This window comes from Actinopolyspora xinjiangensis, assembly GCF_900104475.1.
GTDB lineage: Bacteria > Actinomycetota > Actinomycetes > Mycobacteriales > Pseudonocardiaceae > Actinopolyspora > Actinopolyspora xinjiangensis.
On sequence record NZ_FNJR01000006.1, the window covers coordinates 106457 to 132616 of the forward strand.

General features: G+C 69.0%; 25 protein-coding genes and 1 riboswitch. Of the genes, 16 read left to right on the forward strand and 9 right to left on the reverse strand.

The annotated features are described in order from the left end of the window. Nucleotides 1–340 precede the first annotated feature (340 nt). Nucleotides 341–2455 (reverse strand): RecQ family ATP-dependent DNA helicase, encoded by a 2115-nt coding sequence (locus BLQ75_RS10980; protein WP_244515440.1) that lies wholly within the window; start codon nucleotides 2453–2455, stop codon nucleotides 341–343. Between the two features lie 512 nt (nucleotides 2456–2967). Between BLQ75_RS10980 and BLQ75_RS10985 the strand changes: the two genes are divergently transcribed. The 9 genes from BLQ75_RS10985 (at nucleotide 2968) to BLQ75_RS11025 (ending at nucleotide 11763) form a co-directional block, all read left to right on the forward strand. Then, nucleotides 2968–3564, forward strand: coding sequence for a TetR/AcrR family transcriptional regulator (locus BLQ75_RS10985; RefSeq protein WP_092601308.1), 597 nt, complete (start codon nucleotides 2968–2970; stop codon nucleotides 3562–3564). Between the two features lie 189 nt (nucleotides 3565–3753). Next, nucleotides 3754–4953, forward strand: coding sequence for a cytochrome P450 (locus BLQ75_RS10990; protein ID WP_092601568.1), 1200 nt, complete (start codon nucleotides 3754–3756; stop codon nucleotides 4951–4953). Nucleotides 4954–5063: 110 nt separating this feature from the next. Further along, a complete protein-coding gene (locus tag BLQ75_RS10995) occupies nucleotides 5064–5285 on the forward strand; it encodes a ferredoxin (RefSeq protein ID WP_092601570.1) in 222 nt (73 codons plus the stop codon). A 164-nt stretch (nucleotides 5286–5449) separates the two neighbouring features. After that, the gene (gene nadD / locus BLQ75_RS11000) at nucleotides 5450–6073 is read left to right on the forward strand and encodes a nicotinate-nucleotide adenylyltransferase (RefSeq protein ID WP_092601310.1); all 624 of its coding nucleotides are present in this window, start codon (nucleotides 5450–5452) and stop codon (nucleotides 6071–6073) included. Between the two features lie 317 nt (nucleotides 6074–6390). Next, entirely contained in the window at nucleotides 6391–6804 is a 414-nt protein-coding gene (gene rsfS, locus BLQ75_RS11005; protein ID WP_092601312.1) for a ribosome silencing factor, read from the forward strand. Continuing rightward, nucleotides 6801–7415 (forward strand): histidine phosphatase family protein, encoded by a 615-nt coding sequence (locus tag BLQ75_RS11010; protein WP_092601314.1) that lies wholly within the window; start codon nucleotides 6801–6803, stop codon nucleotides 7413–7415. Before rsfS ends, BLQ75_RS11010 begins: the two co-directional genes overlap by 4 nt. A gap of 88 nt (nucleotides 7416–7503) precedes the next feature. Then, the gene (locus tag BLQ75_RS11015) at nucleotides 7504–8424 is read left to right on the forward strand and encodes a DegV family protein (RefSeq protein ID WP_092601572.1); all 921 of its coding nucleotides are present in this window, start codon (nucleotides 7504–7506) and stop codon (nucleotides 8422–8424) included. Nucleotides 8425–8577: 153 nt separating this feature from the next. Continuing rightward, entirely contained in the window at nucleotides 8578–9378 is an 801-nt protein-coding gene (locus BLQ75_RS11020) for a ComEA family DNA-binding protein (RefSeq protein WP_170837434.1), read from the forward strand. Between the two features lie 6 nt (nucleotides 9379–9384). Further along, nucleotides 9385–11763 (forward strand): ComEC/Rec2 family competence protein, encoded by a 2379-nt coding sequence (locus BLQ75_RS11025; protein ID WP_092601316.1) that lies wholly within the window; start codon nucleotides 9385–9387, stop codon nucleotides 11761–11763. 294 nt (nucleotides 11764–12057) lie between these two features. Here BLQ75_RS11025 and thrC read toward each other — a convergent pair whose 3' ends face one another. Continuing rightward, nucleotides 12058–13329, reverse strand: a complete 1272-nt coding sequence (gene thrC / locus BLQ75_RS11030; protein ID WP_092601318.1) for a threonine synthase — start codon at nucleotides 13327–13329, stop codon at nucleotides 12058–12060. Between the two features lie 13 nt (nucleotides 13330–13342). Further along, nucleotides 13343–13473, reverse strand: a riboswitch (SAM riboswitch). A 98-nt stretch (nucleotides 13474–13571) separates the two neighbouring features. Between thrC and holA the strand changes: the two genes are divergently transcribed. Next, entirely contained in the window at nucleotides 13572–14561 is a 990-nt protein-coding gene (holA, locus tag BLQ75_RS11035; RefSeq protein WP_425286448.1) for a DNA polymerase III subunit delta, read from the forward strand. 156 nt (nucleotides 14562–14717) lie between these two features. Here the strand turns inward: holA and rpsT are convergent, their stop codons facing one another. The 3 genes from rpsT to BLQ75_RS11050 all read right to left on the reverse strand — a co-directional run bounded on the left by rpsT (nucleotide 14718) and on the right by BLQ75_RS11050 (nucleotide 16327). Next, complete coding sequence (gene rpsT, locus BLQ75_RS11040) at nucleotides 14718–14978, reverse strand: 30S ribosomal protein S20 (RefSeq protein WP_092601322.1); 261 nt, start codon at nucleotides 14976–14978, stop codon at nucleotides 14718–14720. Between the two features lie 200 nt (nucleotides 14979–15178). Next, nucleotides 15179–15400: a type II toxin-antitoxin system antitoxin gene (locus tag BLQ75_RS11045; protein ID WP_092601324.1), complete on the reverse strand. Its 222-nt coding sequence runs from the start codon at nucleotides 15398–15400 to the stop codon at nucleotides 15179–15181. Between the two features lie 9 nt (nucleotides 15401–15409). Then, nucleotides 15410–16327 carry an SPFH domain-containing protein gene (locus tag BLQ75_RS11050; RefSeq protein WP_092601326.1) on the reverse strand — a complete coding sequence of 306 codons (918 nt, stop codon included), beginning with the start codon at nucleotides 16325–16327 and terminating at the stop codon, nucleotides 15410–15412. 229 nt (nucleotides 16328–16556) lie between these two features. On the opposite strand from BLQ75_RS11050, the gene BLQ75_RS11055 reads away from it, so the two are divergent. After that, on the forward strand, nucleotides 16557–17423 hold the full coding sequence (locus BLQ75_RS11055; RefSeq protein ID WP_092601328.1) for an EamA family transporter: 867 nt from the start codon (nucleotides 16557–16559) through the stop codon (nucleotides 17421–17423). Nucleotides 17424–17445: 22 nt separating this feature from the next. Here the strand turns inward: BLQ75_RS11055 and BLQ75_RS11060 are convergent, their stop codons facing one another. Next, a complete protein-coding gene (locus BLQ75_RS11060) occupies nucleotides 17446–17994 on the reverse strand; it encodes a PIN domain-containing protein (RefSeq protein ID WP_092601330.1) in 549 nt (182 codons plus the stop codon). A gap of 8 nt (nucleotides 17995–18002) precedes the next feature. Continuing rightward, the gene (locus BLQ75_RS11065; RefSeq protein ID WP_092601332.1) at nucleotides 18003–18482 is read right to left on the reverse strand and encodes a helix-turn-helix domain-containing protein; all 480 of its coding nucleotides are present in this window, start codon (nucleotides 18480–18482) and stop codon (nucleotides 18003–18005) included. A 17-nt stretch (nucleotides 18483–18499) separates the two neighbouring features. Here BLQ75_RS11065 and BLQ75_RS11070 point away from each other — a divergent pair, with 17 nt between their 5' ends. From BLQ75_RS11070 to lepA, 3 genes are all read left to right on the forward strand, one after another. Further along, complete coding sequence (locus BLQ75_RS11070; RefSeq protein ID WP_211481307.1) at nucleotides 18500–18787, forward strand: EamA family transporter; 288 nt, start codon at nucleotides 18500–18502, stop codon at nucleotides 18785–18787. 162 nt (nucleotides 18788–18949) lie between these two features. Next, nucleotides 18950–19333, forward strand: a complete 384-nt coding sequence (locus BLQ75_RS11075; RefSeq protein ID WP_092601334.1) for a VOC family protein — start codon at nucleotides 18950–18952, stop codon at nucleotides 19331–19333. A 190-nt stretch (nucleotides 19334–19523) separates the two neighbouring features. Beyond that, nucleotides 19524–21386 (forward strand): translation elongation factor 4, encoded by a 1863-nt coding sequence (lepA, locus tag BLQ75_RS11080; protein ID WP_092601336.1) that lies wholly within the window; start codon nucleotides 19524–19526, stop codon nucleotides 21384–21386. Between the two features lie 125 nt (nucleotides 21387–21511). Here the strand turns inward: lepA and BLQ75_RS11085 are convergent, their stop codons facing one another. Further along, nucleotides 21512–22984, reverse strand: a complete 1473-nt coding sequence (locus tag BLQ75_RS11085) for an XRE family transcriptional regulator (protein ID WP_092601338.1) — start codon at nucleotides 22982–22984, stop codon at nucleotides 21512–21514. A gap of 116 nt (nucleotides 22985–23100) precedes the next feature. Between BLQ75_RS11085 and aceA the strand changes: the two genes are divergently transcribed. Further along, a complete protein-coding gene (aceA, locus tag BLQ75_RS11090; protein ID WP_092601340.1) occupies nucleotides 23101–24423 on the forward strand; it encodes an isocitrate lyase in 1323 nt (440 codons plus the stop codon). A 416-nt stretch (nucleotides 24424–24839) separates the two neighbouring features. Then, the gene (locus BLQ75_RS11095) at nucleotides 24840–25457 is read left to right on the forward strand and encodes an MOSC domain-containing protein (RefSeq protein WP_092601342.1); all 618 of its coding nucleotides are present in this window, start codon (nucleotides 24840–24842) and stop codon (nucleotides 25455–25457) included. Nucleotides 25458–25478: 21 nt separating this feature from the next. Here BLQ75_RS11095 and BLQ75_RS11100 read toward each other — a convergent pair whose 3' ends face one another. Beyond that, nucleotides 25479–25832, reverse strand: coding sequence for a type II toxin-antitoxin system PemK/MazF family toxin (locus BLQ75_RS11100; RefSeq protein ID WP_170837435.1), 354 nt, complete (start codon nucleotides 25830–25832; stop codon nucleotides 25479–25481). Nucleotides 25833–26160: the final 328 nt, after the last annotated feature.

Sequence of the window (26160 nt, forward strand, 5' to 3'; positions counted from 1 at the left end):
GCGTATGCCGTCCTCTCGCTTTGCGTGGCTGGCTGGGCGGCGAAACTTCTCGCGAGAGCCGCACGGGAGAACCCGCAGCGGTGCCGACTCCGACTGCGTGCTCGGTGATAAGCGGCTGGAGCCGCTTGGCGTGGTTCGGTCTTTCGGTCCGGTCTGGGTCTCGGTCGCGGGACCGTGCGCGTCGCAGCGCGCGAGGCCCCGGTGCGTGAGGCGGATGCATTGCGAGGCCGGGCCGCTCGCCGCGTAGGCCGCTACTCAAGAGCTGGCCCAACGCAGCAAGGCGCCGCCTCACGTGCCGGCTACCCGACCACCTCTGGCGATGAGCCCGACCAAAATCCCCTCACGTGCTGGCGAGGGTCAGGGGCAGCACTCCGGAGGCACCGGCCCGGCGCAGCATCCGGGCCACCACCGCCAGGGTCCAGCCGGTGTCGGCGTAGTCGTCCACCAGCAGTACCGGTCCGCCCAGCTCGGTGAGGGGGAGTTCCTCCGGCAGGCTGAACCGTGACCACAGCCCGGCCAACCGCCGTGCGCTGTTGTGGCTGCGCTGCGGTCTCCTGGCCGGATCGTGCGCCACGTGTCCCAGCAGTGGGAGCCTGCCGATGGCCGCGATCCGCGTCGCCAGGCCTGCTACCAGCGTCGGCCGCGTCGACGATCCCATCGCGACGACCCCGGCGGGTCGCCGTGCCCAGTCCCACTCGGCGAGCACGCGCACACACGCCTGAACCAGTTCTTCCGGCACTTCGCTGTCGGGGGACTCCGACCCCAGCAGTTCGCGCAGCTTGCCGCCCCAGCCGATGTCGCTGAACCTGCCGAGCGCCCGCCCCGGCTCGTGCTGTTCCGACGGAGGGATCTTGCCGGACACCGGGATGTCGACCGCCCGCATGCCGTTCGGCCACATCTTGCGGGGGGCCAGCGTGACTCCCGCGCGCTCCAACCGCTGCCGGGCGGATTCCGAGGTCGCCGAGTCCACCTCGGTGGAGTACACCACCCCGGTGCAGTTGTCGCAGCGCCCGCACGGCTCGGCGTCGGGGTCGTCCAGTTCGGAGCGGAGGAACTCCATGCGGCATTTCGCGGTTCGCTGGTAGTCCAGCATCGACCGCTGCTCGGCCCGGCGTTGCCGGGCGATCCGCTCGTAGCGCTCTCCCTCGTACGACCAGGGCTGGCCCGTGGCGGTCCAACCGCCCTTCACCCGCTTCACCGCACCGTCCACATCGAGCACCTTGAGCACCATCTCCAGGCGGGACCTGCTCAGTTCCACGTGTGGTTCCAGCGCGGCGGTGGAGAGCGGTTTGTCGGCGTTGTCGAGGGTGCGCAGCACCGCGCGCACGGTCGCTTCGTCCGGAAAGGTCAACGAGGTGAAGTAGTCCCAGATCCGCTGGTCCTCCTCACCGGGCAGCAGCACCACCTCGGCGCGTTCGACACCTCGCCCGGCGCGGCCGATCTGCTGGTAGTAGGCGATGGGGGAGGCCGGAGCACCGAGGTGGATCACGAATCCGAGGTCGGGCTTGTCGAATCCCATCCCCAGTGCCGAGGTGGCCACCAGGGCCTTGACCTCGTTGTTCAGCAGGGCGGACTCGGCGGCGGCCCGCTCGTTCGCCTCGGTGCGGCCCGAGTACGAGCTGACCGCGAAGCCCCGCTCGGCGAGGAACTCGGCGACCTCCTCGGCGGTGGCCACTGTCAGGGTGTAGATGATCCCGGAACCGGGAAGTCCTTCGAGGTGGTCGGCCAGCCAGCCCAGCCTCTCCCGCGTGGAGTGCAGCGGAACCACACCGAGGCGCAGGCTCTCGCGGTCCAGCGAGCCGCGCAGTACCAGTGGGGTGCTCGGGGCGTTCGAGTCATCGGTGACCCCGAGCTGGTCCGAGACGTCCCGCACCACTCGGTCGTTGGCGGTGGCGGTCGTGGCCAGCACGGGTACGCCCTCGGGCAGTTCGGTCAGCAGGGTGCGCAGCCTGCGGTAGTCGGGGCGGAAGTCGTGTCCCCAGTCGGAGATGCAGTGGGCCTCGTCGACCACGACCAGGCCGGTGTTGCGGGTGAGCTCCGGAAGCACGTTCTCCCTGAAGTCCGGGTTGTTCAACCGTTCCGGACTGACCAGCAGCACGTCCACGTCGCCAACGGCGACCTCTTCCTCGATCGAGGCCCACTCGTCCGGATTGGCGGAGTTTATGGTGGCGGCCTGCACGCCGGCCGCCGAGGCGGCCTCGACCTGGTTGCGCATCAGCGCCAGCAACGGGGAGACGATGACCGTCGGGCCTTCGCCGAGATCGCGCAGCAGGGCCGTGGCCACGAAGTACACCGCTGACTTTCCCCAGCCGGTCCGCTGTACCACCAGCGCCCGACGCCGCTCCAGCACCAGTGCGCGGATGGCGCTCCACTGGTCCTCGCGCAACGTGGCGGTGGGCCCCGCCAGCGCGCGGAGGTGTTCCTCGGCCATTTCACGAAGCGCCTGTTCATCCACGCGCCGATTCTTACCGCAGCGGGTCGCGGGCGGGACAACGGGTGGTGCCGCCCGGCGGTGAGAGCGGCTCCGGGGCGCGGAACGGGGTAGCGGTGCGGAGCGAACGCGGATCAGAACCGCACCAGTGCCCGTTCCAGTGATTCCGGCCGAACGGTGATCGGGACGAACGTTCCTGACGGCCGGTCGGCATCGGGGAGAGGTGCGGTCCGTCGCGACCACACCCGGCACGACTCCCTCTCGCACCGTTCAGGGGAGGGTTCGCGTACCGCGCGGCGCTGTCGCATCCGTTCGAGGAGCTCGGCGCACACCCGTGGTGAGTGTGCGGCGGAGACCCGAGCGGGGCGATAGGGTGCTGGGGAGTGCGGCTGACCGTGTGAAGGCGACCACGAAACGGACACGGCGGAAGTGCGACCGGGGTGCCGGTGCCGCGGTGGCCCGAATCGGGATTTTCGCCGTTCGTGGGGCATTTCCGGCGATCGGATACCGTGTCGGCACCGTCTCGGGAGGCGGGTGTGTGCGAGGACCGGCAGTCACGACGCAGGCGTGATCCCGCGGCGACCAGAACGGCGTTGCTGCGGGCCGCCGGTGAGTTGTTCGCCGAACGCGGTTTCGACCAGACCACGGTTCGCGAGGTCGCGTCCCGTGCCGAGGTCAACCAGGCGTTGCTCTTCCGCTACTTCGGTTCCAAGCAGGAGCTGTTCGCCGAGGTGCTCAGCCACAACAGCGAGGCATTGCTCGACGGCGGGTCGCCGGAGGAGTTGCCGCGCCGCATCCTGGAGAGTGTGCTGTCCGAGCACGTGGGGGCCGGGACCGAGCACACGCTGGTGGCGTTGTTGCGTTCGTTCAGCGACGAGCGGGCGGCCCGGTTGCTGCGCGACGAACTGGGGGGCGCCTACGCGGAGCGGCTGGCCCGGTTCACCGATGCGCCCGACGCCGAGCTCCGTGCGGATCTCGTGCTCGCCTGGTTCTTCGGCGTGGGCATGATGCGTTCGGTGCTGCGGAAGAGCCCGTTGGCCGAGGCGCCGACCGAGGTGGTCGTCGACCACCTGATGCGCGCCGTGTCCCTGCTGTTGGAGAAGAACTCGCCTACTGGGGGAGACGAGGATTGACCTCCCGTTCGCCATGCGGAAGGCCCCGTCACTGCTCGCGGTCCTGGCCCCGAGTGGTTCGGGAAGCGGGGTGCGGGTGGCACGGGCTTGATCTCCACCTGTTCGGCGGAATGCGTCCTCGGTGACGCGCGCTTATTATGCGAGTAGTAAGCAGCTGCTTACTTGTCGTCTCGTGTGCGGGAGCCGAGCATGACCACCATCGACCCGACGCCGCGGACCTATCCGTTCAGTGAGCCCGACCGACTTCGGTTGGATCCGTTCTACGCGGAGTTGCGCAAGCAGGAACCGGTGTCGCGGGTGCAGCTTCCCTACGGCGAAGCGGCGTGGCTGGCCACCAAGTACTCCGACGTGCGGACGGTGTTCGCCGACCCGCGGTTCAGCCGTGCCGCCACCGTGGGCCGTGACGAGCCGCGCGCGCGTCCGAACTCGCAGCAGACCGGTATCCTGACCATGGATCCACCTGAGCACACCAGGCTGCGCAAGCTGGTGGCCAAGGCGTTCACCGCGCGCAGGGTGGAACAGCTGCGCCCGCGTGCGCAGCGGATCGCCGACGACCTGAGTCGCGCCATGCTCCGCAAGGGGCCTCCGCTGGACCTGGTGGAGGAGTTCGCGTTGCCGCTGCCGATCACCGTGATCTGCGAACTGCTCGGGGTCCCCTATGCGGACAGGACCGATTTCCGGGTCTGGTCGGACGCCTTCCTGTCCACGAGCAAGCTCTCCGAACAGCAGGTCAACGACTACATCGAACAAATGCGCGCCTACATGGCCGGTCTCATCGAGCGACGACGTGATCAACCCGCCGACGACCTGCTCAGCGCGCTCATCCAGGCCAGGGACGAACAGGACAAGCTCTCCGAGACCGAGCTGCTGGACCTGTCGGTGGGGTTGCTCGTCGCCGGGCACGAGACCACGGCTACCCAGATCCCCAACTTCGTCTACGTGCTGCTGACGCACCCCGAAGAGCTCGAGTGGCTGCGCGCGGATCCGGAGCGGATCCCCGGGGCGGTCGAGGAGCTGATGCGGTTCGTCCCGCTGGGGGTCAACGCGGCCTTCCCCCGCTACGCCCTGGAGGACGTCGAACTCGGCGGTGTGCTGATCCGGAAGGGGGAACCAGTGCTGGCCAGCCTGGCCTCGGCGAACCGGGACGAGTCGGTCTTCGATGAACCCGACCAGCTCGACCTGCGACGCGATTCCGGCTCCCACATCGGTTTCGGGCACGGGCCGCACCACTGCCTGGGGGCTCAGCTGGCGCGGATGGAACTGCAGGTGGCGCTGGGCACGCTGCTGCGGGACTTCGAGGATCTCCGGTTCGCGGTGAACGAGCAGGACGTTACCTGGAAGACAGGAATGTTGGTGCGCGGGCCGCAACACCTCCCGGTGACGTGGTAGGCGGTGGAACACCGCCCGCGGTTTTCTGGGCGCGTGAACGGCGGAGCGCCCGTGGAGTGGAACGAACCCCCGGGCCCGGTCATCGGGTCCGGATCGTGGAAGGTGGCTGGATGAGCTGGCAGATCGAGGTCGACGGCGACACGTGCATCGGTTCGGGGATGTGCTCGGCCATAGCCGAGGAGCACTTCGAACTGGTCGACGGTGTCTCACGGCCGTTACGAACGGACATCGACCCCGATGACGACGTGGTGGACGCCGCGGAGTCCTGCCCGGTGGAGGCTATTCTCGTGCGTGACGCGCAGTCGGGGCGCACCCTCGCACCCGAGCCGTGACGCCCGGATGGTCCGCACCGGCGGGGTGAGGCAGCCAGGGGTGCGCTTTCCCGCCCGGTGCATCCCCGGTGTTCCCGGCGTTCTCGGCGTTCTCGGTGGGGTCGATCACTGCTCCGCCCCAGGTTCGGGATCTCTGCCGCCAGGAGCGGTTATGCTGGGGCACCATGTCGCGTCCTCGCCGAATCGGCGTCATGGGGGGCACCTTCGACCCCGTCCATCACGGCCACCTCGTCGCAGCGAGTGAGGTACAGGCCCAGTTCGGCATGGAGCAGGTTCTGTTCGTGCCGACCGGCCAGCCCTGGCAGAAGGGGCACGAGGATGTGAGCCTGGCGGAGGACCGCTACCTGATGACGGTGATCGCCACCGCCTCCAACCCGCGCTTCTCGGTCAGCAGGGTCGACATCGACCGGGGCGGTCCCACCTACACCATCGACACGCTCTCCGATCTGCACCGGCAGTACCCGGACGCGGAGCTGTACTTCATAACCGGCGCGGACGCGTTGGAGCAGATCCTCTCCTGGCACCGCGTGGAGGACCTGTTCGACCTGGCCCACTTCATCGGCGTCACACGGCCGGGGTATGCGTTGGACGACGAGCACCTGCCGCGTGGTTCGGTCAGCCTGGTCGAGATTCCGGCCATGGCCATCTCCTCCACCGGGTGCCGCCAGCGCGTCGCCTCCGGCATGCCGGTCTGGTACCTGGTCCCGGACGGGATCGTGCAGTACATCAGCAAACGCGGCCTCTACCGCCGATTCGGGCAGTCACCAGCACCGGAGTGGGGGCCATGATCATCCGGTGCAACACGGGTACGACTCGGATCACTTCACCCGTTCGCTCCGCCCTCGGGAGTCGAGCCCGACGTCGAATCGGCCGGTGATCGGAGATCGTGCGAGATGCGCCGACGGCGATTTTCTCGTGACGTCGCTCGGTGGGGCGGCGATGGTGCCGCCACTCTCGGCCGTCCGCTCAGCGCCGGTCCCGATCGGCCCGCTCCGGTTCCGAAGGTGGGTGGCTCGGTACGATCCGGCGGATTCCGTCTGCCGTGTGGCGGGCGGTTATCCTCATCCGAGTGGGGTGGTAGACCGTGACCACCGAGAGGAGCGATGTGGCAGCCAGTGAAGACGCCCGTGGGCTCGCGTTGGTGGCCGCGCGGGCGGCGGCGGACAAGAAGGCCGAAGAACTGCTTCTGCTGGACGTGTCCGACCGACTCATCATCACCGACTGTTTCGTGATCGCCTCCGCCTCCAACGAGCGGCAGGTCGGGGCGATCGTCGAGGCCGTCGAGGAGAAGATGCGGGCCGCCGGGACGAAACCGGTCCGCAGGGAAGGCACCCGGGAGGGACGTTGGGTGCTGCTCGACTTCGTGGACGTCATCGTGCACGTCCAGCACTCCGATGAGCGGGCCTTCTACGAGCTGGAACGCTTGTGGAAGGACTGCCCGGTCATCGAGTTCGACCACGAGGGCACCGGTATCGAGGAGTCCGCCGAGCGACACAGTGAAGAGGGCAGTCAGGCGTGACCCTGCAACGGCTGGTGCTCTGGCGGCACGGCGAGACCGACTTCAACCTCGCGGGACGCATCCAGGGCCACCTCGACTGCGAGCTCACCGAGCTGGGCCTGGAGCAGGCCAAACGCACGGCACCGCTGGTCGCCGGGTTCCGCCCCGAGGTGCTGGTCAGTTCGGACCTGCGCCGCGCCAGCACCACGGCCGCGGCCCTGGCCGAGGTGACCGGCCTGGAGGTCCGGCTGGACGAGCGGTTGCGCGAGACCCAGCTGGGGCAGTGGCAGGGGCTCAGCGGGGCCGAGGTCGAGCAGGGCTGGCCCGGTGCGATGGCGACTTGGCGCGCCCAGCCGACCTGGGCGCCCCCGGACGGTGAGACCAGGGTCGAGGTGGCCGAACGTGCCCACGAGGTGGTGCGCGAACTCGACGAGACCGTGGAGGGCACGGCTCTGTTGTGCGCGCACGGTGGCCTGATAACCGCACTGACCGCCAGGTTGTTGGAGTGGCCGACCGAGACCTGGTCCAGCCTCGGCGGGGTGAGCAACTGCGGTTGGGCCGTGCTCTCCCGCAACGCCGTCGGCAGGCAGGGGTGGCGACTGGTGACCTACAACGGCGGGCTCGTCGAATGACTCCTCTCCTCCTCGGAGGTCGTCGGCCGCCACGGCACCGCCGAAGTGGCCGTTGCCCGTTCGGTTCGCCCGGCCGGTCGGTGCCACGTTGAGCGTCGCCGTGGTGACCGACTCCACCGCATACCTGCCGGCGCGTCGGGTCGAGCACTACGGCGTGCGCGTGGTTCCGCTGCACGTGAGCACCGGTCCCGAACACTCCCTCGCCGAGACCTCGTTCGACCCGGAGCTGCTGACCGAGCGGTTGCGAGCGGGCAGTCGGGTCACCACGGCGGGAGCCGGTGTGGCCGAATTCGCCGACACCTACCGTGCGGCGCTGGAGTCGGGCGCCGACGGGGTGCTCTCGGTCCACCTGTCCGGCGAGCTCTCCGGCACGTTGGACGCCGCCCGGACCGCGGCGCGCCAAGTGGCCCCCTCGGCCATCAGCGTGGTCGATTCCCGCTCGGTCGCGATGGGGCTGGGATTCGCGGTGCTGGCGGCGGCTGAGTTGGCCGCCACCGGCGCTGAGCTGGCCGAGGTCACCGAAGCGGCCCGGCGGGTAGCCGCGCGCGGCACCATCCTGTTCTCGGTGCAGACACTCGAATACCTGCGCCGTGGTGGACGTATCGGCACCGCCTCGGCGTTGTTGGGCACCGCTCTGGCGATCAAACCGCTGTTGCACCTGCGTGACGGGGTGATCGAGCCCCTGGAGAAGGTGCGAACCACCGGCGCTGTGGTTCGGCGACTGGAACAGCTGGCCGTTGACGCGGCCACGGGCCCCGCACCTTCGGGAACCCCCTCCGAGGTGGACACTCCGCGTCCGCCCGCGCTGGCGGTGCACCACCTGGCGGCCCCGGAGCGGGCCGAGGCCCTGGCCCGGCGTGTCCGCGAGCGCCTCCCCGGGCACTCCGACTGCGTGGTCTCCGAGGTCGGGGCCACCATCGGGGCCCACATCGGGCCGGGGTCGGTGGGCGTGGTCGTGCTGCCCGGTGGTTGGAGCGCCACCGCTGGCGCACCGCATGACGAGTGGTAGGGCCGTCGCCCTCACCGGTGTGCTGGGAACGCGTGGTGAGAACGGCCGTCGCTACGGGATCGCGCATGCGGTTCGTCCACAACGTCTCCACCTCTCCACAAAAGGTGCTTTCCGGTGTTCCCGTGAGGAGGTCACACGGCTAGCTTCGCCGGTATGACCGATCTTTTCCGCTCCTGGAACGGGGACACCCCGGGGCGGACCGTCTCGGAAGCCGACGACGAGCGGTCGCCTGCTCGTCGGCGGTTGCGGGAGCTGATGTCTTCCGAGTCTCGGGCGACCGAGGTGGATGCCAAGGACGAGGAATCTGCCGCGAGCCTCGTGGAGCGAGTGCGACGGTGGTTGCCGCGAACACCGCGCGATGTGCTGTTGGATCCCGGTCGTGCGGGATGTCTCGGTGTCGTGCTCGTGGCGGTGATCGGTTGCGCGGTCCTGCTGGTCACCCGTGATCCCAGCGGTGAGACCAGGGCTGTTCCCTCGCGACCGCTCCCCGCGCCGACCCCCACGAGCGCGACCACCTCGCGGGTCTCGGAGCTGGTGGTCAGCGTGGTGGGCAGGGTACGCGAACCGGGGCTGGTCACCCTGTCGGCCGGTGCGCGGGTCGCGGACGCGCTGCGAGCGGCGGGCGGCCCGCTGCCGGACACCGACACCATGGCGTTGAACCTGGCTCGTGAGCTCTCCGACGGGGAGCAGCTCTACGTCGGTGTTCCGGTTCCCGAACGCGCCTCGGCGTCGGGTCCTGGGGAGACAACCCCCACCACCTCCTCGAAGGTCGACCTCAACCGGGCCGACGAACAGCGGCTGCGGGAACTGCCCGGCATCGGTCCCGTCACCGCCGATGCGATTCTGCGCTGGCGTTCCGAGAACGGCGGGTTCGAGTCGGTGGCGCAGTTGCGGGAGGTCGACGGGATAGGACCCGTGCGGTTCGACCGGCTGCGCGAGCTGGTGCGGGTGTGAGAGGTGATGACCGACCGATCCGGAGCGGTGGCCGAGGAGTCGACGGCGCGGCCGCTGGACCTCCGACTGGTACCCGCCGCGCTCGGTGTATGGGGGGCCACCCTGCTCGGGCTGTACTGCGGGTGGGGCACCGCCGTCGCGCTGTCGTGCTGCGGCGTCGCCACCGCCGGGGCGGGACTGGTTCTCGTGCGTCGGAGGTGGGCGGCAGGGATGGTCATGTGCTCGGTGCTGGTGGCCACGGTGAGCTTCGGGGTCGCGGTTCGGCTGTGGCCGGTCGAGAACCATCCGCTCCGCGAGCCGACCTCCCGCGGGGAGAGCCTGCGCGTACGCGTCGAGCTCACCGAACGCCCCACTCCGACGAACGGTGCCGGTGCGCACGGTGCGCTCGGTGAGCGAGCGGTGCTGCGTGCCCGGCTCACCGCGGTGCGGCAGAACCGGCGATGGCACCCCACCTCGGGTGCCGTGCTGCTGCTGGTGCCCGCCGAGTCCTGGAGCGGCCTGCTGCGGGGACAACGAGTCACCACCACCGGTGCGGCGCTTCCTCCCAGCGGAGCCGGTCTGCTGGTCGTCGTACTCGCGGTTCACCAGCCACCGGAGGACGTGACCCGCCCGCCCCCGGCACAGCGATTCGCCGAGCGGCTGCGCGACGGGTTGCGCACGGCCTCGGAGTCCGTGCTCTCCCCACGCGCCGAGGGACTGCTGCCGGGACTGGTGGTGGGAGACACCAGCGGGTTGCTCGACACGGTGCGCCGCGACTTCGGGAAAGCCGGACTCACCCATCTGACGGCGGTTTCCGGGGCCAACCTGGCTATCGTGTGCGGTGCGGTGCTGCTGCTGTTCCGCGCGGTGCGCGCTCCGCCGGTACTCGCCGCCTGCGCCGCCGGGGTGGCTCTGGCGGGCTTCGTGGTCCTCGCGGGAGGCGAACCGAGCGTGCTGCGGGCGGCCGTCATGGGGGCGCTGGGACTGCTCGCGCTCGTGTTGGGGCGGAACAAAACGACCCTGCCCGCACTGGCGGGCTGCGTGATTCTACTGGTGTCGTGGCGGCCGGAGCTGGCCGTGAGTGCCGGTTTCGCGCTGTCGGTGGCGGCCACGGCCGCCCTGGTACTGCTCGCCCCGCCCTGGTCGGAGTGGCTGCGGCGACGTGGCATTCCCTTCCGACTCGCGCAAGCCCTGGTGGCACCGGCAGCCGCGCAACTCGCCACGGCTCCGCTCGTGGTGGCGCTGTCCGGGGAGTTCAGCCTGGTCGGCATCCTGGCGAACCTGCTGGTCGAACCGGTGATCGCTCCCGCCACGGTGCTCGGCTTCGCCGCGACGTTGCTCACACCCTGGGCCGCTCCGCTGGGAGAGCTCCTCGTACTGGGGGCGGCCCCCGAGCTGGAGTGGGTGTTGTTCGTGGCCCGCTGTGCGGTGAGGGTGCCCCTGGCGACCCTCCCGTTGCCTTCCGGGATGGTGGGGGCCTCGTTGGGTGTGATGCTCGTGCTCACCGTCCTGCTCCTGTTGTGGTTCCGCGGTGGCCGAGTGCTGCTGGGAGGTTCGTTGCTGGCGGTGCTGCTGCTGGTGGCGACCATCGGGGTGCGGCCGGGCGGATGGCCGGTCGCCGAGTGGAGCGTCGTGGCGTGCGATGTGGGGCAGGGCGACAGCCTGGTGCTGGCCACCGGGACCAGCGGCAGCGCCGTCGTGGTGGACACCGGTCCCAGCGCGGCGCTGGTCGACGGATGCCTGGACCGGCTCGGGATACGGCGTGTCCCGCTGTTGGTGCTGACCCACCCCCACGCGGACCACTTCGCCGGGCTGGCCGGGGTGCTGGTGGGACGCGAGGTGAACACGGTGGCCACGGGCGTGACCACCCCCTCCCGTTGGGCGGATACCGGGATCGAACGACGGACACGCGAGGGCGGCGCGCGGCTGGTGCGGCTCTCGGCCGGGCAGCGGATGCGGTGGCCGGAACTGGCGATCGAGGTTCTGGCCCCGCCGGAGGGGTCGGGTTCCGAACCTCCCGCGGAGCGGGTCAACGACGCCTCGGTGGTGCTGCGGGCCAGAACCCCGGTGGGGCGGGTACTGCTGACCGGGGACATCGAGCTGTCCGGGCAGCGCCGGTTGCTCTCCTCCGGAGCTCGGCTGGACGCGGAGGTGCTGAAGGTGCCGCACCACGGTTCCCGCTACACCAGTGTCGAGTTCCTCCGGGCGGTCTCCCCGCGACTGGCGTTGATCAGCGTGGGCCACGACAACGACCACGGCCATCCGAGCACCGAGATCATCGAGACCCTGCGCGGGCTCGGGGCCTCGGTGCGCCGCACCGACCGCCGCGGCGACATCGCCGTGCTCGAGGGGAGGACCGGAATGCGCACCGCCAGCACCGGGGACCCGTTCCGCCCCGGCGACTGAGCGATTTCAGTCGGACCGAAACATCCCTGGTGGCCGGAACAACCGCATGACCACCGGTTTTTCGGTGTGGTCATCGTTGCGCGTTCGAGTCGGCGCGGCAGCGCCGAGACCACCACCTACGCGGCCCGCACCGCAGCGGGTTCTGCCGCGTGCGTTCCCGGGAGGAAGGCCCGACGTGGTGCGGGTCGCTACCCGATGTCGGACCTCCCCGGGGCGAGAGCGGGGCGAGAGGTTACGCCACGCGGGCACCTGCGCGGGCCGAGGAGGCACGGTTCAGCGCCTCAGATCAGTGCCTCAGAGGTCCAGCACCTCGTCCACGGCTTCGGTGCTCGGCGCCACGGTAGCCTTCGGCCCGAGGTGCTCCTGCAACGAGTCCATCGTCTTGAGCCCGTCACCGGTGATCATCAGTACCGTCTCGGCGTCGGGATCCAGTTGTCCGGACTCGATGAGCTTCTTCGTGGTGGCGACGGTGACCCCGCCCGCCGTCTCGGCGAATATGCCCTCCGTGCGCGCCAACAGCCGGATGCCCTCGACGACCTCCTCGTCGCTGACGTCCTCGATCGCGCCGTTGGTGCGGCGCACGGTGTCGAGCACGTACGGACCGTCGGCGGGGGCACCGATGGCCAGCGAACGCGCGATGGTGTCCGGTCGTACCGGCTGCACCACGTCGTGGTTCTGCTTGAAGGCACTGGCCACCGGAGAGCAGCCGGAGGCCTGCGCACCGAAGATCCGGTACGGACTCTGCTCCACCAGCCCGACCTCACCGAGCTCGCGGAAACCCTTGTCGACCTTGGTGAGCTGCGACCCCGAGGCGATGGGGACCACGACCTGTTCCGGAATGCGCCAGCCGAGCTGCTCGGCCACCTCGAAGGCCAGGGTCTTGGAGCCCTCGGAGTAGTAGGGTCGCACGTTGACGTTGACGAAGGCCCAGTCCTCGTGCTCGCCCGCCAGCTCGGTCGCCAGCCGATTCACGTCGTCGTAGTTGCCGTCGACGGCGAGCAGCGAGCCGTCGTAGACGGCGGTCATCAGCACCTTGGCGCGTTCCAGTGAGGACGGGACGAGCACCACGGAGTCCCATCCCGCCCGTGCGGCGGCCGCGCCCACGGCGTTGGCGAGGTTACCGGTGGACGGGCAGGCCAACACCTTGAAGCCGAACTCGCGCGCGGCGGCCAACGCGACCGCCACCACGCGGTCCTTGAAGGAGTGAGTGGGGTTGCCCGTGTCGTCCTTGATCCAGACGCGCCTGACGCCCAGTGCGTCGGCGAGCGCGTCGGCCCGGACGAGCCTGGTACAGCCGGGATCGGTGTTCGGGTGCCGCTCCACATCGGACGGAACCGGCAGCAGACTCTTGTAGCGCCAGATCGAACGCGGGCCGGATTCGATGTCCTCCCTGCGCACACGGCCGAATTCGTAGGCCACTTCCAGCGGTGAGAAGTCCTCCAGGCAGACGAACTCCGGAGCCAGAGGTTGCCGATGTCCCTCTTCCTTGGAGACGAGCTCGGCGGCTGGGCCGAGGTCGAGCTTCCGGTCGGTCGTCTCGGACTGTGTTCGGGCGGCAGCTGTCATCGCGAGGTCCTTCCCCTCATCTGTCCCGCTGGCGGGTCGGAATTGGCACCGTTTTCGTCGTCCCGCGCCACGAACGCGATCGCGGTTTCGACGCTGGTTGCCGGGGCTTCGTCGGGCCGGTCCCTCTGCCCCTCTGGATGAGCTATCCAAGTCGTGGCGGCAACGCTACGGCATGAACCCGTCATCCGACCACTGTGATCCAGCATCCGGGACGGGGTCGACCTTCACCGCCGGGTGGGAGAATGCGGGGCATGAACTCGGCTCCCGCCCCGCTGCATCTCGTTGTCGGTGACGAAGAACTGCTGGTGGAGCGCGCCGTCTCCGAGTCCCTCGCCGCCGCCAGGCATGCCGATCCCGAGGCCGAGCTCCGCCGCGCGAAGGTGAGTGACCTCACTCCTCCCGAACTCGACGAGATGCTGAGCCCCTCGTTGTTCGCGGAGGGGCGCGTGGTCGCGTTGGACAGCGCGCAGGACGCGAGCAAGGAGATCGCCGAGGCGGTGCTTCGGCACGCCCGTGCCCCCGCGGAGGGAGTGGTTCTCGTGGTGCTGCACAACGGTGGTGGCAGGGCCAAGCACGCCAAGGAACTTCCCGGTGAGCTGCGCGGCTTGGGGGCGGTCGTCACCGAGTGCAACCGGATCACCCGTCCCTCGGAGCGCGAGAGCTTCGTGCGTGCCGAGGCCACGCGGGCGGGCGGGCGGATCGACTCGGCCGCCGTGAGCGCCCTGGTGGAAACGGTCGGCAACGACCTGCGCGAGCTGTCCTCCTCCGTCTCCCAGCTGGTGGCCGACACCGACGGCAAGGTCGACGAGGCGGCGGTGCGGCGTTACCACCAGGGGAAGGCCGAGGTCACCGGCTTCGTCGTGGCCGAGAAGGCGGTGATGGGTGATCGGGCCGGGGCACTGGAGGCGCTGCGCTGGGCGTTGCAGCTGGGCGTGCCGCACGTGCTGATCGCGGATGCGCTGGCCGACGCCGTTAGAACCATCGGGAGGGTGGCCAGTGCCGGGGGTGGTGACCAGTACCGTCTCGCGCGTGAGCTCGGCATGCCCGCGTGGAAGGTGAAGAAGGCCCTCTCGCAGGCCCGTGGTTGGAACGCTGCCGGGATCGCCGAGGCGATGCGGCTGGTCGCGGCGCTGAACGGGGAGGTCAAGGGGCAGGCGGCCGATGCCGATTACGCGCTGGAGCGCGCCGTGCTGGGGCTGGTCGCCACCCGTGGTTCCCGGAACTCGGGCTGAGGGGTTCCAGGGTTCTCCGGTCGGAGGTGGCCCTGGGGACCGCAGACAAGCACGGGCCTCTCCGTCGGGTGTTCACCGCGTGCGAAGAGGCCCGTGCCGGGGTTCTCGGCCACGGCCTGCGCGGTGCGCTGCCGTCGCCGGAGCCGGAGCTTCCGCTCAGAGCTGGTTGAGCTGCCTGGCCATCGAGGACTTCTTGTTCGCCCCCTGGTTGCGGTGGATGACGCCCTTCTTGACGGCCTTGTCGACCAGACGGGTGGCGGCGCGCTCCATCTCGGCGGCCTTTGCCTTGTCGCCGGTGGCAGCGGCCTCGCGGAACCGGCGCATCGCGGTCTTCATCGACGTCTTGACCGCCTTGTTGCGACGACGGTTGCGCTCGTTGATCAGGACTCGCTTCTTGGAGGATTTGATGTTGGCCACTGTTGCGCCTCTCTTCACTGATCGACCGGAGTGTCGCTACCGCGCTCGAACGGCGCTGCCTCCGTCGCGGAGCGCTTCGGCTCACCGGGTGTTCCGGCACGACGGTTCGCGGGCAGCCTTCCTCCACGTCGGAAATGCCGCGCGGTGCGGTGGGCCATCCTAGCAACGCCCCGCCGCGCGCCCGCGAGCGGTTCCGCTGGTCAGGAGTTTTCCCCGGCGGCACCGTCCTCGTCCTTGCGGGGTCTTCCCCTGCCGCGTTGCCGTGCGGTCCCGCCCGGCAGTCTGCCCGCGTCGCGCAGCGCCTCGCGCAGCAGGAACTCGATCTGCGCGTTCGTGCTGCGCAGTTCGTCACCGGCCCAGCGCGCGAGCGCGTCGTGCACCGCCGGGTCCAGCCGGAGCAGGAAGCTCTTGCGGGATGCCACGTGCCTTCCTCACTGGTACAGCGAGCCGGTGTTGACCACGGGTTGGGTCGCCTTGTCGCCACACAGCACGACGAGCAGGTTGCTGACCATCGACGCCCTGCGCTCCTCGTCCAGCTCGACGATCTGGTCCTCGGCGAGTTGCCCGAGCGCCGACTCGACCATGCCCACCGCGCCCTCGACGATGCGTTGCCGTGCTGCCACGACCGCGTCGGCCTGCTGGCGCTGCAGCATCGACTGCGCGATCTCGGGAGCATACGCGAGGTGGGTGAGCCTGGACTCGATGACCTTCACGCCCGCGGAGTGCACGCGCTCGGCGATCTCCTTGGACAGCTTGGCGGTGATCTCCTCTGCGTTCTCGCGCAGCGACAGTTCCCGGCCGCCCCGGCTGTCGTAGGCGTAGTTGGTCGCGATGTGGCGCACCGCCGTCTCCGCCTGGGTCTCGACGAATTCCACGAAGTCGTCGACGCTGAAGGATGCCTGCGCGGTGTCGTCCACCTGCCAGACCACCACGGCGGCGATCTCGATGGGGTTGCCCTCGGCGTCGTTGACCTTCATGACGCTGGTCTCGTGGTTGCGGATCCGGGTGGAGACGCGTGTCCGGTCGGTGGTCAGCGGATTGACCCAGTGCAGTCCCTGTCGGCGCAGGGTTCCGGTGTAGCGCCCGAGGAACTGCAGTACCCGTGCCTCGCCGGGTGAGACCGTCACCAGCCCGGCCAGGCCGACCAGGGTGACGATCCCCAGTGCGATCCCGAGCGCGAGCAGCCACCAGGTGGAGCTCGCGCCACCGAGGGCGGTCAGCGCGGCCGCCGCGAGCAGCAACAGGATGCCGAGCCCGAGCATCGGCAGCCCCGGCGCCCGGTTCGCGGCGCGTTCGCGGATCTCCGGCTCCGGCATGGCCGCTTCCTCGCCAGTGTTCTCGGTGCTCATCCGCTTCCTTTCGCGGTCGCTTACCACTGATTTCTCAGTGACATCTTAGTGATATCAATTTTTGGTCGGGGTTTCAATTCGTCGAGCGCCGGATGATCTCGGTTACTCGTGGGGGACCCGCGGAGGAACACGCGGTTAAGCTTCCTCCGCCCGCGATGGGCCGAGCACAGCGTCGAGGGCTTCGCGTCGTGGCGCGTGACGGACCGCGATTCGTCGGAGGGGAGTTCGGATGGGGCCGACAGCCTTACTGCTCGTCGTCGTCGCGGCGGCCGCTCACGCGGGTTGGAACTACTTCGCCAAGCGGGTCGCCTCGGGCGGAGCCGCGTTCGTGTGGCTGACCGCCGCCTGCTCCACCGTGCTGTACCTGCCCCTGGCGGCACTCGTGGTGCTGCGCGCCGGACTGCCGCCGTTGCACGTCGGCTTGCTGGGGGTCGTCGTCAGCGCCGCTCTGCACCTCGCGTACTTCGTACTGCTGCAGCGGGGCTACGCGGTCGGGGACATGTCCGTGGTCTACCCGCTCGCGCGGGGGACCGGCCCGCTGCTCGCCCTCCTGATCGCGGTGCTGCTGCTGGACGAGCGCCCCGGCGTCACCGGAGTGGCTGGAGGGCTGCTGGTGGTGCTCGGAGTGCTGGTGATCACCTCCGGAGGAGGCGACACCCGACCCCGTGCCGGACAGCTGGCCGGGATCGGGTTCGGCTTGCTCACCGGCGGCATGATCGCGCTGTACACCGTCTGGGACGCCTACGCGGTCACAGCGCTGGCGCTGTCACCGCTGCTGTTCGACTGGGCCAACCAGCTGGCCCGGGTGGTGCTGTTCGCGCCGTACGCCTGGGGGAGGAGGGATCGGATCGCCGGTGTCTGGGCGAAGAACCGGCGGGAGGTGGTGCTGGTGGGGTTGTTGTCCCCGTTGGCTTATCTGCTGGTGTTGTTCGCGATGCGGTTGGCTCCGGTCAGTCTCGTGGCTCCCGCTCGGGAGTTGAGCATCGTGTTGGCGGCTCTGCTGGGGTGGTGGTTGTTGCGGGAGGGCGATCCCGGGCGGCGGATCGCGGGGTCGGCGGTGGTGGTCAGCGGCGTGGTGCTGCTGGGGATCGCCTGAGCGGAGATTCGCCCGTGTGGGGTCACCGTTGGTGGCGCGGGACCTCGGCGGCGAACTTCGGCAGGCCGGTCCGTTCGAGGCGGTTCATCAGGCCCGCGATCGTGGTGGGTTCCCTGGTGTACGCGCTGACCTGTCTGTTCAAGCTGGCCATGACCCGTGCCGGATGGAGATCGAGCTGGTCGAGCAGGAACTCGTCGGGGTGTACCGCCTCGATCTCGTACGGTTTCAGCGCGTGCTCGGGGAAGTGACGCAGGTTCGCGGTGACGATCACAGCGGCGTTTCCCCGTACGGCGGCCGCCAGCACGTGGCGATCGTCCGCGTCGTTGGTCATGCTGGGGAGCAAGGACTCGTACCCGGTGACCTCGGCGTCGGTGAAGTGCTGACGCATGTTGCGCAGCCGGTGGTCGGCTTGTGCCGTCGACGTCATCCTGGCCAGATTGCGGTGCAGCTCCTCGAGTACGTCGGCTGACCACAGTGGACGATATATCTCCGCCGAGGCCAGCCGCAACAGGGTGTCGTTGAGATACCCGGGAACGAGTACGCACGTGTCCAGGAAGGCGGGGAAGGACACCGAGGCTCCTATTCCTGTGGTAGCGGGCGCAGGGTGTCTTCGTAGAAACCGGTTTCCTGACCGGCCGCGGCCATCTCGTCGAGCGCTTCCTCCCGCTCTTGCCACGTGCGGTGCTGGTAGGCCACGACGTCTTTCAGACGCATCTTCCGGTGACGACCGTGGCGCACGTAGGGGATCTCGCCCGCCTCGAGCCGTTTGATCAGCGTCGGTCGTGAGATCCCCAGCAGGTCGGCCGCCTCCTGGGTGGTGAGCATCGTGTTGTGCGGAGCCACCGTGATGGCCAGTCCTTGCGACATCGCGCTGACGACATCGCGCAGAGCCTGGAACACGGGGCCGGGCAACTCCAGCTCGCTGCCGTCCGGCCCCAGCAGCACCGCGTGCCCGCCTTGCTGCTCGGTGGCGAGTTGCTTGGCCAACACGCCAAGCAGGTTCTGCTCCTCGTCCGCGTCCGGAGGCAACACGGTCTGTTCCTGCATCGTCGCGGTCACGGGTCGACCCTCCCTCGATGCACAGGCCCGCGAAGGCCACTCGTTCCCTGGTGGACGCCAGTCTACACACCTGTTCGAAAAACTCGAAACTTCTGGATCTGGCGGAATTGTCCCCGTTGGCTTATCTGCTGGTGTTGTTCGCGATGCGGTTGGCTCCGGTCAGTCTCGTGGCTCCCGCTCGGGAGTTGAGCATCGTGTTGGCGGCTCTGCTGGGGTGGTGGTTGTTGCGGGAGGGCGATCCCGGGCGGCGGATCGCGGGGTCGGCGGTGGTGGTCAGCGGCGTGGTGCTGCTGGGGATCACCTGAGCGACCCGCGTTCCGGAGGCCCCGGCTCCCGCCAATCTCACGGGGAATCTACGTCCGGGACACGTGGGTGAGGTGGCGCTGTCCTGGTGATTTCGTGGGAGATCGACACCGCCGGGGGACGCGTGCTCGGCGATTCCGGACGCGATCGGGTAGGACGGGGGCATGGAGGTTCTCAGTAGCAGGATGATTCTGCGCCCCCGTGACCACGACCGTTCCGTCCGGTTCTACCGCGACACGCTCGGGCTGGCGATCCACCGCGAGTTTCCCGGCGGCACCGTGTTCTTTCTCGGACAAGGGCTGCTGGAGGTCTCCGGCACCGGCAGCAGCGGCCCCAGCCAGGACCAGATGCTCTGGCTGCAGGTGCGCGACGTCGCCGAGAGCGTTCGTCAGCTGCGCGAGCGCGGTGTGGAGGTGCTCGCCGAACCCGAGCACCGGCCGTGGGGGCTGATCGAGGGCACCGTGGCCGATCCCGACGGGACGCGGCTCGTGCTGGTCGAGGTGCCTGCCGAACATCCGCTGCGCGGTGACGTTCGCCAGCATCGCTGAGGCCTCGTCCCCGCGATCCCGGTGGGGAGGACGGGTCTCCCGGCTGCCCACAGCTCGGCCACCACGCGTGGCGGGAGCGGAGGCCGTGTGACCGCATCCCCAGGTTGGGGTCGGGCATTCCGCACTTTCGTGGGACCATGGGCGCAAGCCCTGCCCGTACGCGAGTCGACATCCCGCGAGGAAGACTTCAGTGAGCACCTTCGCAGACACGACCTTCACGTCTCCTGAACGCATCAGGAACTTCTGCATCATCGCCCACATCGACCACGGCAAGTCGACGCTGGCCGACCGGGTTCTGCAGCTCACCGAGGTGCTCGACGAGCGCGCGTACCGGGACCAGTACCTCGACCGGATGGACCTGGAGCGCGAGCGCGGCATCACGATCAAGTCCCAGAACGTGCGACTGCCGTGGCAGATCGACGGTGAGGACTACGTGCTGCACCTGATCGACACTCCCGGCCACGTCGACTTCACCTACGAGGTCAGCCGTTCCCTCGCGGCCTGCGAGGGCGCGATCCTGCTGGTCGACGCCGCTCAGGGGATCGAGGCGCAGACCCTGGCCAACCTCTACTTGGCCATGGAGCACGACCTGGAGATCATCCCCGTGCTCAACAAGATCGACCTCCCCGCCGCCGAGCCCGACCGCTACGCGGCCGAGCTGGCCCACATCATCGGCTGCTCCGAGTCCGACGTGCTGCGGGTCTCGGCCAAGAGCGGCGAAGGGGTCGCCGACGTGCTCGACGCCGTGGTGCTCAACGTCCCCGCACCGGTCGGTGAGCAGGACGCGCCCGCCCGAGCGATGATCTTCGACTCGGTCTACGACACCTACCGGGGCGTGATCACCTACATCCGCGTGGTGGACGGCAAGATCACCCCGCGCGAGAAGATCCGGATGATGTCCACCGGCGCCACCCACGAGCTGCTCGAGGTCGGCATCATCTCACCGGACCAGAAGCCCTCCGAAGGGCTCGGTGTCGGCGAGGTCGGCTACCTGATCACCGGGGTCAAGGACGTGCGTCAGTCCAGGGTCGGTGACACCGTGACCTTCGCCAAGAACGGCGCCGATGAGCCGCTGCCCGGCTACCGGGACCCGATCCCGATGGTCTACTCCGGGCTCTACCCGATCGAGGGGTCGGACTACCCCGTGCTGCGCGACGCGTTGGACAAGCTGCTGCTCAACGACGCGGCGCTGACCTACGAGCCGGAGACCTCGGGGGCGCTCGGCTTCGGCTTCCGCTGCGGTTTCCTCGGGCTGCTCCACCTGGAGATCACCAGGGCGCGGCTGGAGCGCGAGTACAACCTCAACCTCATCTCCACCGCCCCCAACGTGGTCTACGGCGTCACGTTGCAGGACGGCACCGAGCTGGAGGTCACCAACCCGTCCGACTGGCCCGAGGGCAAGATCCAGGAGGTGCGCGAGCCGATCGCCAAGTGCACCGTGATCGCTCCGTCCGAGTTCGTCGGCGCGATCATGGAGCTGTGTCAGAGCAGGCGCGGCCGGCTCGACAGCATGGACTACCTCTCCGAGAGCCGTGTCGAGCTGCGCTACACCATGCCGCTGGCCGAGATCGTGTTCGACTTCTTCGACCACCTCAAGTCGCGTACCCGCGGTTACGCCTCCATGGACTACGAGGAGGCGGGTACGCAGGCCTCGGACCTGGTCAAGGTCGACATCCTGTTGCAGCACGAGGCGGTGGACGCCTTCAGCGCGATCGTGCACAAGGACAACGCCTACGCCTACGGGACCAAGATGGCCTCCAAGCTCCGCGAGCTCATCCCGCGCCAGCAGTTCGAGGTCCCGATCCAGGCGGCGGTGGGTTCGCGGATCATCGCCCGCGAGACGATCCGCGCCATGCGCAAGGACGTGCTCGCCAAGTGCTACGGCGGTGACATCAGCCGTAAGCGCAAGCTGCTGGAGAAGCAGAAGGAAGGCAAGAAGAAGATGAAGACGGTCGGCCGCGTCGAGGTGCCGCAGGAGGCGTTCGTGGCCGCGCTGTCCACGGACGAGTCGGCCAAGGAGGACTCCAAGGGGGACTCCAAGGGCAAGAAGTGACCGGGAAGCGCCTGACTCGTCCCGGCTCGTCCCGGAGGGCGCGGTTCGGGGCGTCGAACCGGTAGTCACCGTCCCGGCGGCGATCTCCCGGGAGGTCCGGGAGATCGACGTCCGGGGCCGCGTTCCTACTGGTGGGTCTCCAGGAACGAGTAGACGTCGGCCTCGTCCACTCCGGGGAACGTGTCAGAGGGCAGCGCGGACAGCACGTGCGAGTGCGCCCGCGCCGAGGGCCAGACCATGCCCTGCCAGCGGTTGGCCAGTTCGGCGGGGGGACGCTGGCAGCACTCGCCGTTGGGGCAGCCCGACCTGGAATGGTTCGTGGTCTCGCGACCTCGGAACCAGCGTGACTCGGTGTAGGGCACGCCGAGGGTGATGGCGAAGTCCCGCCCCCGGCTCGGATCGACGTGCGCCACGCACCAGTGTGTGGCGCCCGGTTTGTCGGTGTACTGGTAGTAGGTGGAGTAGCGGTCCGCCGAGGCGAACACCTGTCTGCCGGCCCAGTAGCGGCACATCCGCTGCCCCTCGATGGCGCCGGTGGGGTCGGCAGGGAACTCCAGTCCGTCGTTGGCGTAGGCCTTGTAGATGATCCCGGTCTCGTCGTTGCGCACGAAGTGGCACACCAGGTCCAGGTACTGCGTGGCCAGGTTGGTGAACCGGTGGGCCGCCATCTCGTAGGAGACCGAGAACACGTCGCGCAGGTCCTCCACGGCCAGGTCGCGGTCCGCCTTGGCCTGGCGCAGGTAGCTCACGGCCGAGCTCTCCGGGATCAGCACGGCGGCGGCGAAGTAGTTGGCCTCCACCCGCTGCCGCAGGAAGTCGGCGAAGTCACGCGGCTGGCGGTGGCCGAGGGTGAGGTGGCCGAGGGTCTGCAGCAGGATGGTGCGGGGGCTGTGCATGCCCAGCGACTCGCGTCGCAGGAAGATCCGGTTGTGCCGCAGGTCGGTGACCGAGCGGACCGAACGGGGCAGGTCGGTGACGAAGCGCAGTCCGTAGCCGAGGTGGGTCGCGATGGACTGGATCAGCCCCTCGGACAGCGGACCCCCGTGGTAGCCCACGCCCCGCAGGATGTCCCCGGCGGACTTCTCGATCTCGGGGAAGTAGTTGCCGTGCTCGCGCATCATCCCGCGCAGCTCCGCGTTGGCCGCGCGTGCCTCCTCCGGGGTCGCCACCCGTTTGGTCTCCCTGCGCCGGAGTTCCTCGTAGAGCGCGAGCACGTGTTCCAGCGCTTCGGTGGGAACCCGTTTGCTGATCTTCAGCGGCGGCACGTCGAGCTGCTGGTAGAGCGGGTCCAGCTGGGCCTGCTCCACGGCTATCTCCAGCTCGGCGCGCCGGTTCGGTGGTTTCTTGGACATCAGCTCGTCCACGGAGCTGTTCAACGCGACCGCCAGCGATCGCAGCAGTGACAGCTTCGGCTCGCGGTGCCCGTTCTCCAGCAGGGACAGCTGCGAGGGGGCCCGGTCGACCCGTTGTCCCAGTTCGGAGAGGGTCAGCCCCGCCGCCTTGCGCATGTGGCGCAGTCGCTGCCCGAAGACGAGCAGGTCCTGCTCGGTGGAAAAAGTGCCCCGTTCTTCCGTTGACTCGGCTGTAAACTCCGACATGTAGTTCACCTTAGCAGAAAAAAGCCAAAATTTTGTCCGGATGAGGTCTCGTTTTTTCTTGGCGAAGTACCAACACTGGGAATCAACAGGCCGCAAGCGATCGGAAGGTGAAAGCCATGAGCCCTCAGCCCGGCACCCGTGAACAGGCCCTGCAGGCAGCCAAGGACCTGCAGCACGACTGGGAGACGAACCCGCGTTGGAAGGGCGTCGAGCGCACCTACTCCGCCGGTGACGTCATCCGACTCCGCGGCTCGGTGCAGGAGGACAACACCCTGGCCCGGCTGGGCGCCGAACGCCTCTGGAACCTGCTGCACGAAAACGACTACATCCACGCGCTCGGTGCCCTGACCGGCAACCAGGCGGTCCAGCAGGTCCGCGCCGGGCTGCAGGCCATCTACCTGTCCGGCTGGCAGGTCGCCGCCGACGCCAACCTCGCCGGGGAGACCTACCCGGACCAGAGCCTGTACCCCGCCAACTCGGTCCCGCAGGTGGTTCGTCGGATCAACAACGCGCTCAAGCGCGCCGACCAGGTCGCCTGGGCCGAGGCGCTGGACGCCGAGGCAAACGAGGTCGAGCAGGAGGACCGGCACTGGTTGGCTCCGATCGTCGCCGACGCCGAGGCCGGGTTCGGTGGTGTGCTCAACGCCTACGAGCTGATGAAGGGCATGATCCAGGCCGGTGCGGCCGGTGTGCACTGGGAGGATCAGCTCGCCTCCGAGAAGAAGTGCGGTCACCTCGGCGGCAAGGTGCTCATCCCCACCAGCCAGCACGTCAAGACCCTCAACTCCGCCCGGCTGGCGGCCGACGTCGCGGGAGTGCCCTCCCTCGTGGTCGCCCGCACCGACGCCCAGGCGGCCACCCTGCTGACCAGCGACGTCGACGAGCGTGACCAGAAGTACGTCACCGGTGAGCGCACCTCCGAGGGCTTCTACAAGGTCAACAACGGCATCGAGCCCTGCATCGACCGCGGCCTGGCCTACGCGCCCTACGCCGACCTGATCTGGATGGAGACCTCCACGCCGGACCTCGACGTGGCCAAGCGGTTCGCCGAGGCGATCAAGGCCCAGTACCCCGACAAGATGCTGGCCTACAACTGCTCGCCGTCGTTCAATTGGCGCAAGAACCTCGACGACAGCACGATCGCCAAGTTCCAGCGTGAGCTCGGCCAGATGGGCTACAAGTTCCAGTTCATCACGCTGGCCGGTTTCCACGCGCTGAACTACAGCATGTTCGACCTGGCGAAGAACTACGCCTCGGAGGACATGACGGCCTACGTGGACCTGCAGGACAGGGAGTTCGCCGCGGAGAAGGACGGCTACACGGCCACCAAGCACCAGCGGGAGGCCGGGACCGGCTACTTCGACCAGATCAGCATGGCGGTCAACCCGGACTCCTCGACCACCGCGCTGGCCGGTTCCACCGAGACCGCGCAGTTCTGAGAGGGATTCCTCGGTTCGGGGAACCCCGGCCGTCCCGGACGGGCCGGACGGTTCTTCGAGCTCCCGCCGCGCGGCGGTCGGTGGTGAACCGCCGCGCGGCGCACGGGACTCCCTCCGCCGGGAGCCGGTGAGGCGCCATCCCGGTCTCACGGCGGAGGGTGATGGCAGTGGGCGCCGTACTCCTGCGGCGGCGCTCACCAAGACGCACCAGCGGCCCTGTGGCGGGGTGTGATGATCGCGGTGGTGCGAATGGGCGGGAACCCGGATCGGCGGGTTCCCGCCCATGCTTGTGCGGGGCCTCGTCCGCCGGCGGCCCGTTCTCGTCGCCCTGTCCCGCTCTTCACGGTGTCCGAATTGATTTCGGAAATTTCTTCGAGCGCGGCTCGTGCGACGCATAGGCTGGGCCCGTGAGTCGTGTGAACAGTGTCAATATCGCCACCGCCCCCAGCACCGGGGACTGGACGGGGCGGATCGGTGCCAGCGGGATCGACAAGCGGCCGGTGGAGGGTCCGGTGTCGGTCACCGCTTCGGGAGTCGCGGCGGACACGGTCTGCGACACCGACAACCACGGCCGTTGGTTCCAGGCCGTCTACGCCCACGACGTGGCGGACCTGCGGTACTGGTCCGGTGAGACGGGGCGTGAGCTGCCGCCGGGCAGTACCGGCGAGAACCTCACCCTGCTGGACTGCGACTGCAGCAACGCGGTGATCGGGGAGCGTTGGCGGATCGGTACCGCCGTGCTGCGCGTGACCGGACCGCGGACTCCCTGCAGGGTGTTCGCCGGGTTCTGGGGGAGTCCCGGTCTGATCAAGCGGTTCGCCGAGCACGGCAGGCCGGGCGCTTACTTCGCGGTGGAGCGCCCCGGCGAGCTCGCCGCCGGTGATTCCCGCGAGGTGCTGTCCCGTCCCGAACACGGTGTCACCGTGGCCGAGCTGTTCGCGTTCCGGATGGGGCGTGCCACGCCGGAGCTGGCCGCCCACGTGGCCGCCGCCGAGCCCGACCTCCCCGAGCCCTGGGCCGCGAAGGTTCGCTGAAGCTCTGCTCGCCCGTGCCGTTCAGACGATCAGCATGTCCGCGAGTGCCCGACGCACTTCGGCGAGTTCCTCGTCGGTGGGCGCGAGTTCCGGGGCGAAGCGCCGGAAGCGCCTCGTCGCCACGGTTCGCACCTGTTCGGTGACGACCCAGCTGTCGGCGGCGGAAACGTGAACCCGGTGCGGGCAGTCGCTGCGCTCCACATCGGTCAGCGACAGCACGCTGGCCAACGCGCTGTTGGTCAGCTCGAGATGTGAGCGCGAGGAGACCACGAGGACCGGGCGCTCGTCGCTGCTCTCATCGCCCCGCTCGTCGTCCTGCGTCGGATCGGAGTCGAGGATCCAGACGTCACCGGGATGGATCGGTTGGGCGGTCACGTGCGCTCCTGGTGGTCGTTTGTTGGTGCGTCCGCTGGGGTGTCGTGGGCGGAAGGACCTCCGAAGCACTCCCGAGCCGCCTCCCACGAGCGTTGGCGAGGCTCGTGGCTCACCCGCGATACGCGGGGAGTGTAGCGAAGTGGGAAGGCCTCGGCGCTTCGTTCGTGCCGACCTCGTTCCGCTCGTTGCCCGGTGCTGGGAGCGGGGGCTGGACTGGGCGTCCTCCTACGCCGCGCCGGACGCGGCGAACCCTTCCGGCTCGACCGCTGACCTCACACAATCGTGTTGTGACACAGCACACCCTGTTGTGATGTGTTGCATTGGAGCA

What these genes read in the sequence shown, in the direction of transcription:
- BLQ75_RS10990 (WP_092601568.1), top strand. Translation starts at nt 3,754, where the DNA reads ATGACCACCATCGACCCGACGCCGCGGACCTATCCGTTCAGTGAGCCC.
- BLQ75_RS10995 (WP_092601570.1), top strand. Translation starts at nt 5,064, where the DNA reads ATGAGCTGGCAGATCGAGGTCGACGGCGACACGTGCATCGGTTCGGGG.
- nadD (WP_092601310.1), top strand. Translation starts at nt 5,450, where the DNA reads ATGTCGCGTCCTCGCCGAATCGGCGTCATGGGGGGCACCTTCGACCCC.
- BLQ75_RS11020 (WP_170837434.1), top strand. Translation starts at nt 8,578, where the DNA reads ATGACCGATCTTTTCCGCTCCTGGAACGGGGACACCCCGGGGCGGACC.
- BLQ75_RS11025 (WP_092601316.1), top strand. Translation starts at nt 9,385, where the DNA reads ATGACCGACCGATCCGGAGCGGTGGCCGAGGAGTCGACGGCGCGGCCG.
- thrC (WP_092601318.1), bottom strand. Translation starts at nt 13,329, where the DNA reads ATGACAGCTGCCGCCCGAACACAGTCCGAGACGACCGACCGGAAGCTC.
- holA (WP_425286448.1), top strand. Translation starts at nt 13,572, where the DNA reads ATGCGGGGCATGAACTCGGCTCCCGCCCCGCTGCATCTCGTTGTCGGT.
- BLQ75_RS11050 (WP_092601326.1), bottom strand. Translation starts at nt 16,327, where the DNA reads ATGAGCACCGAGAACACTGGCGAGGAAGCGGCCATGCCGGAGCCGGAG.
- BLQ75_RS11055 (WP_092601328.1), top strand. Translation starts at nt 16,557, where the DNA reads ATGGGGCCGACAGCCTTACTGCTCGTCGTCGTCGCGGCGGCCGCTCAC.
- BLQ75_RS11070 (WP_211481307.1), top strand. Translation starts at nt 18,500, where the DNA reads ATGCACAGGCCCGCGAAGGCCACTCGTTCCCTGGTGGACGCCAGTCTA.
- BLQ75_RS11075 (WP_092601334.1), top strand. Translation starts at nt 18,950, where the DNA reads ATGGAGGTTCTCAGTAGCAGGATGATTCTGCGCCCCCGTGACCACGAC.
- BLQ75_RS11085 (WP_092601338.1), bottom strand. Translation starts at nt 22,984, where the DNA reads ATGTCGGAGTTTACAGCCGAGTCAACGGAAGAACGGGGCACTTTTTCC.
- aceA (WP_092601340.1), top strand. Translation starts at nt 23,101, where the DNA reads ATGAGCCCTCAGCCCGGCACCCGTGAACAGGCCCTGCAGGCAGCCAAG.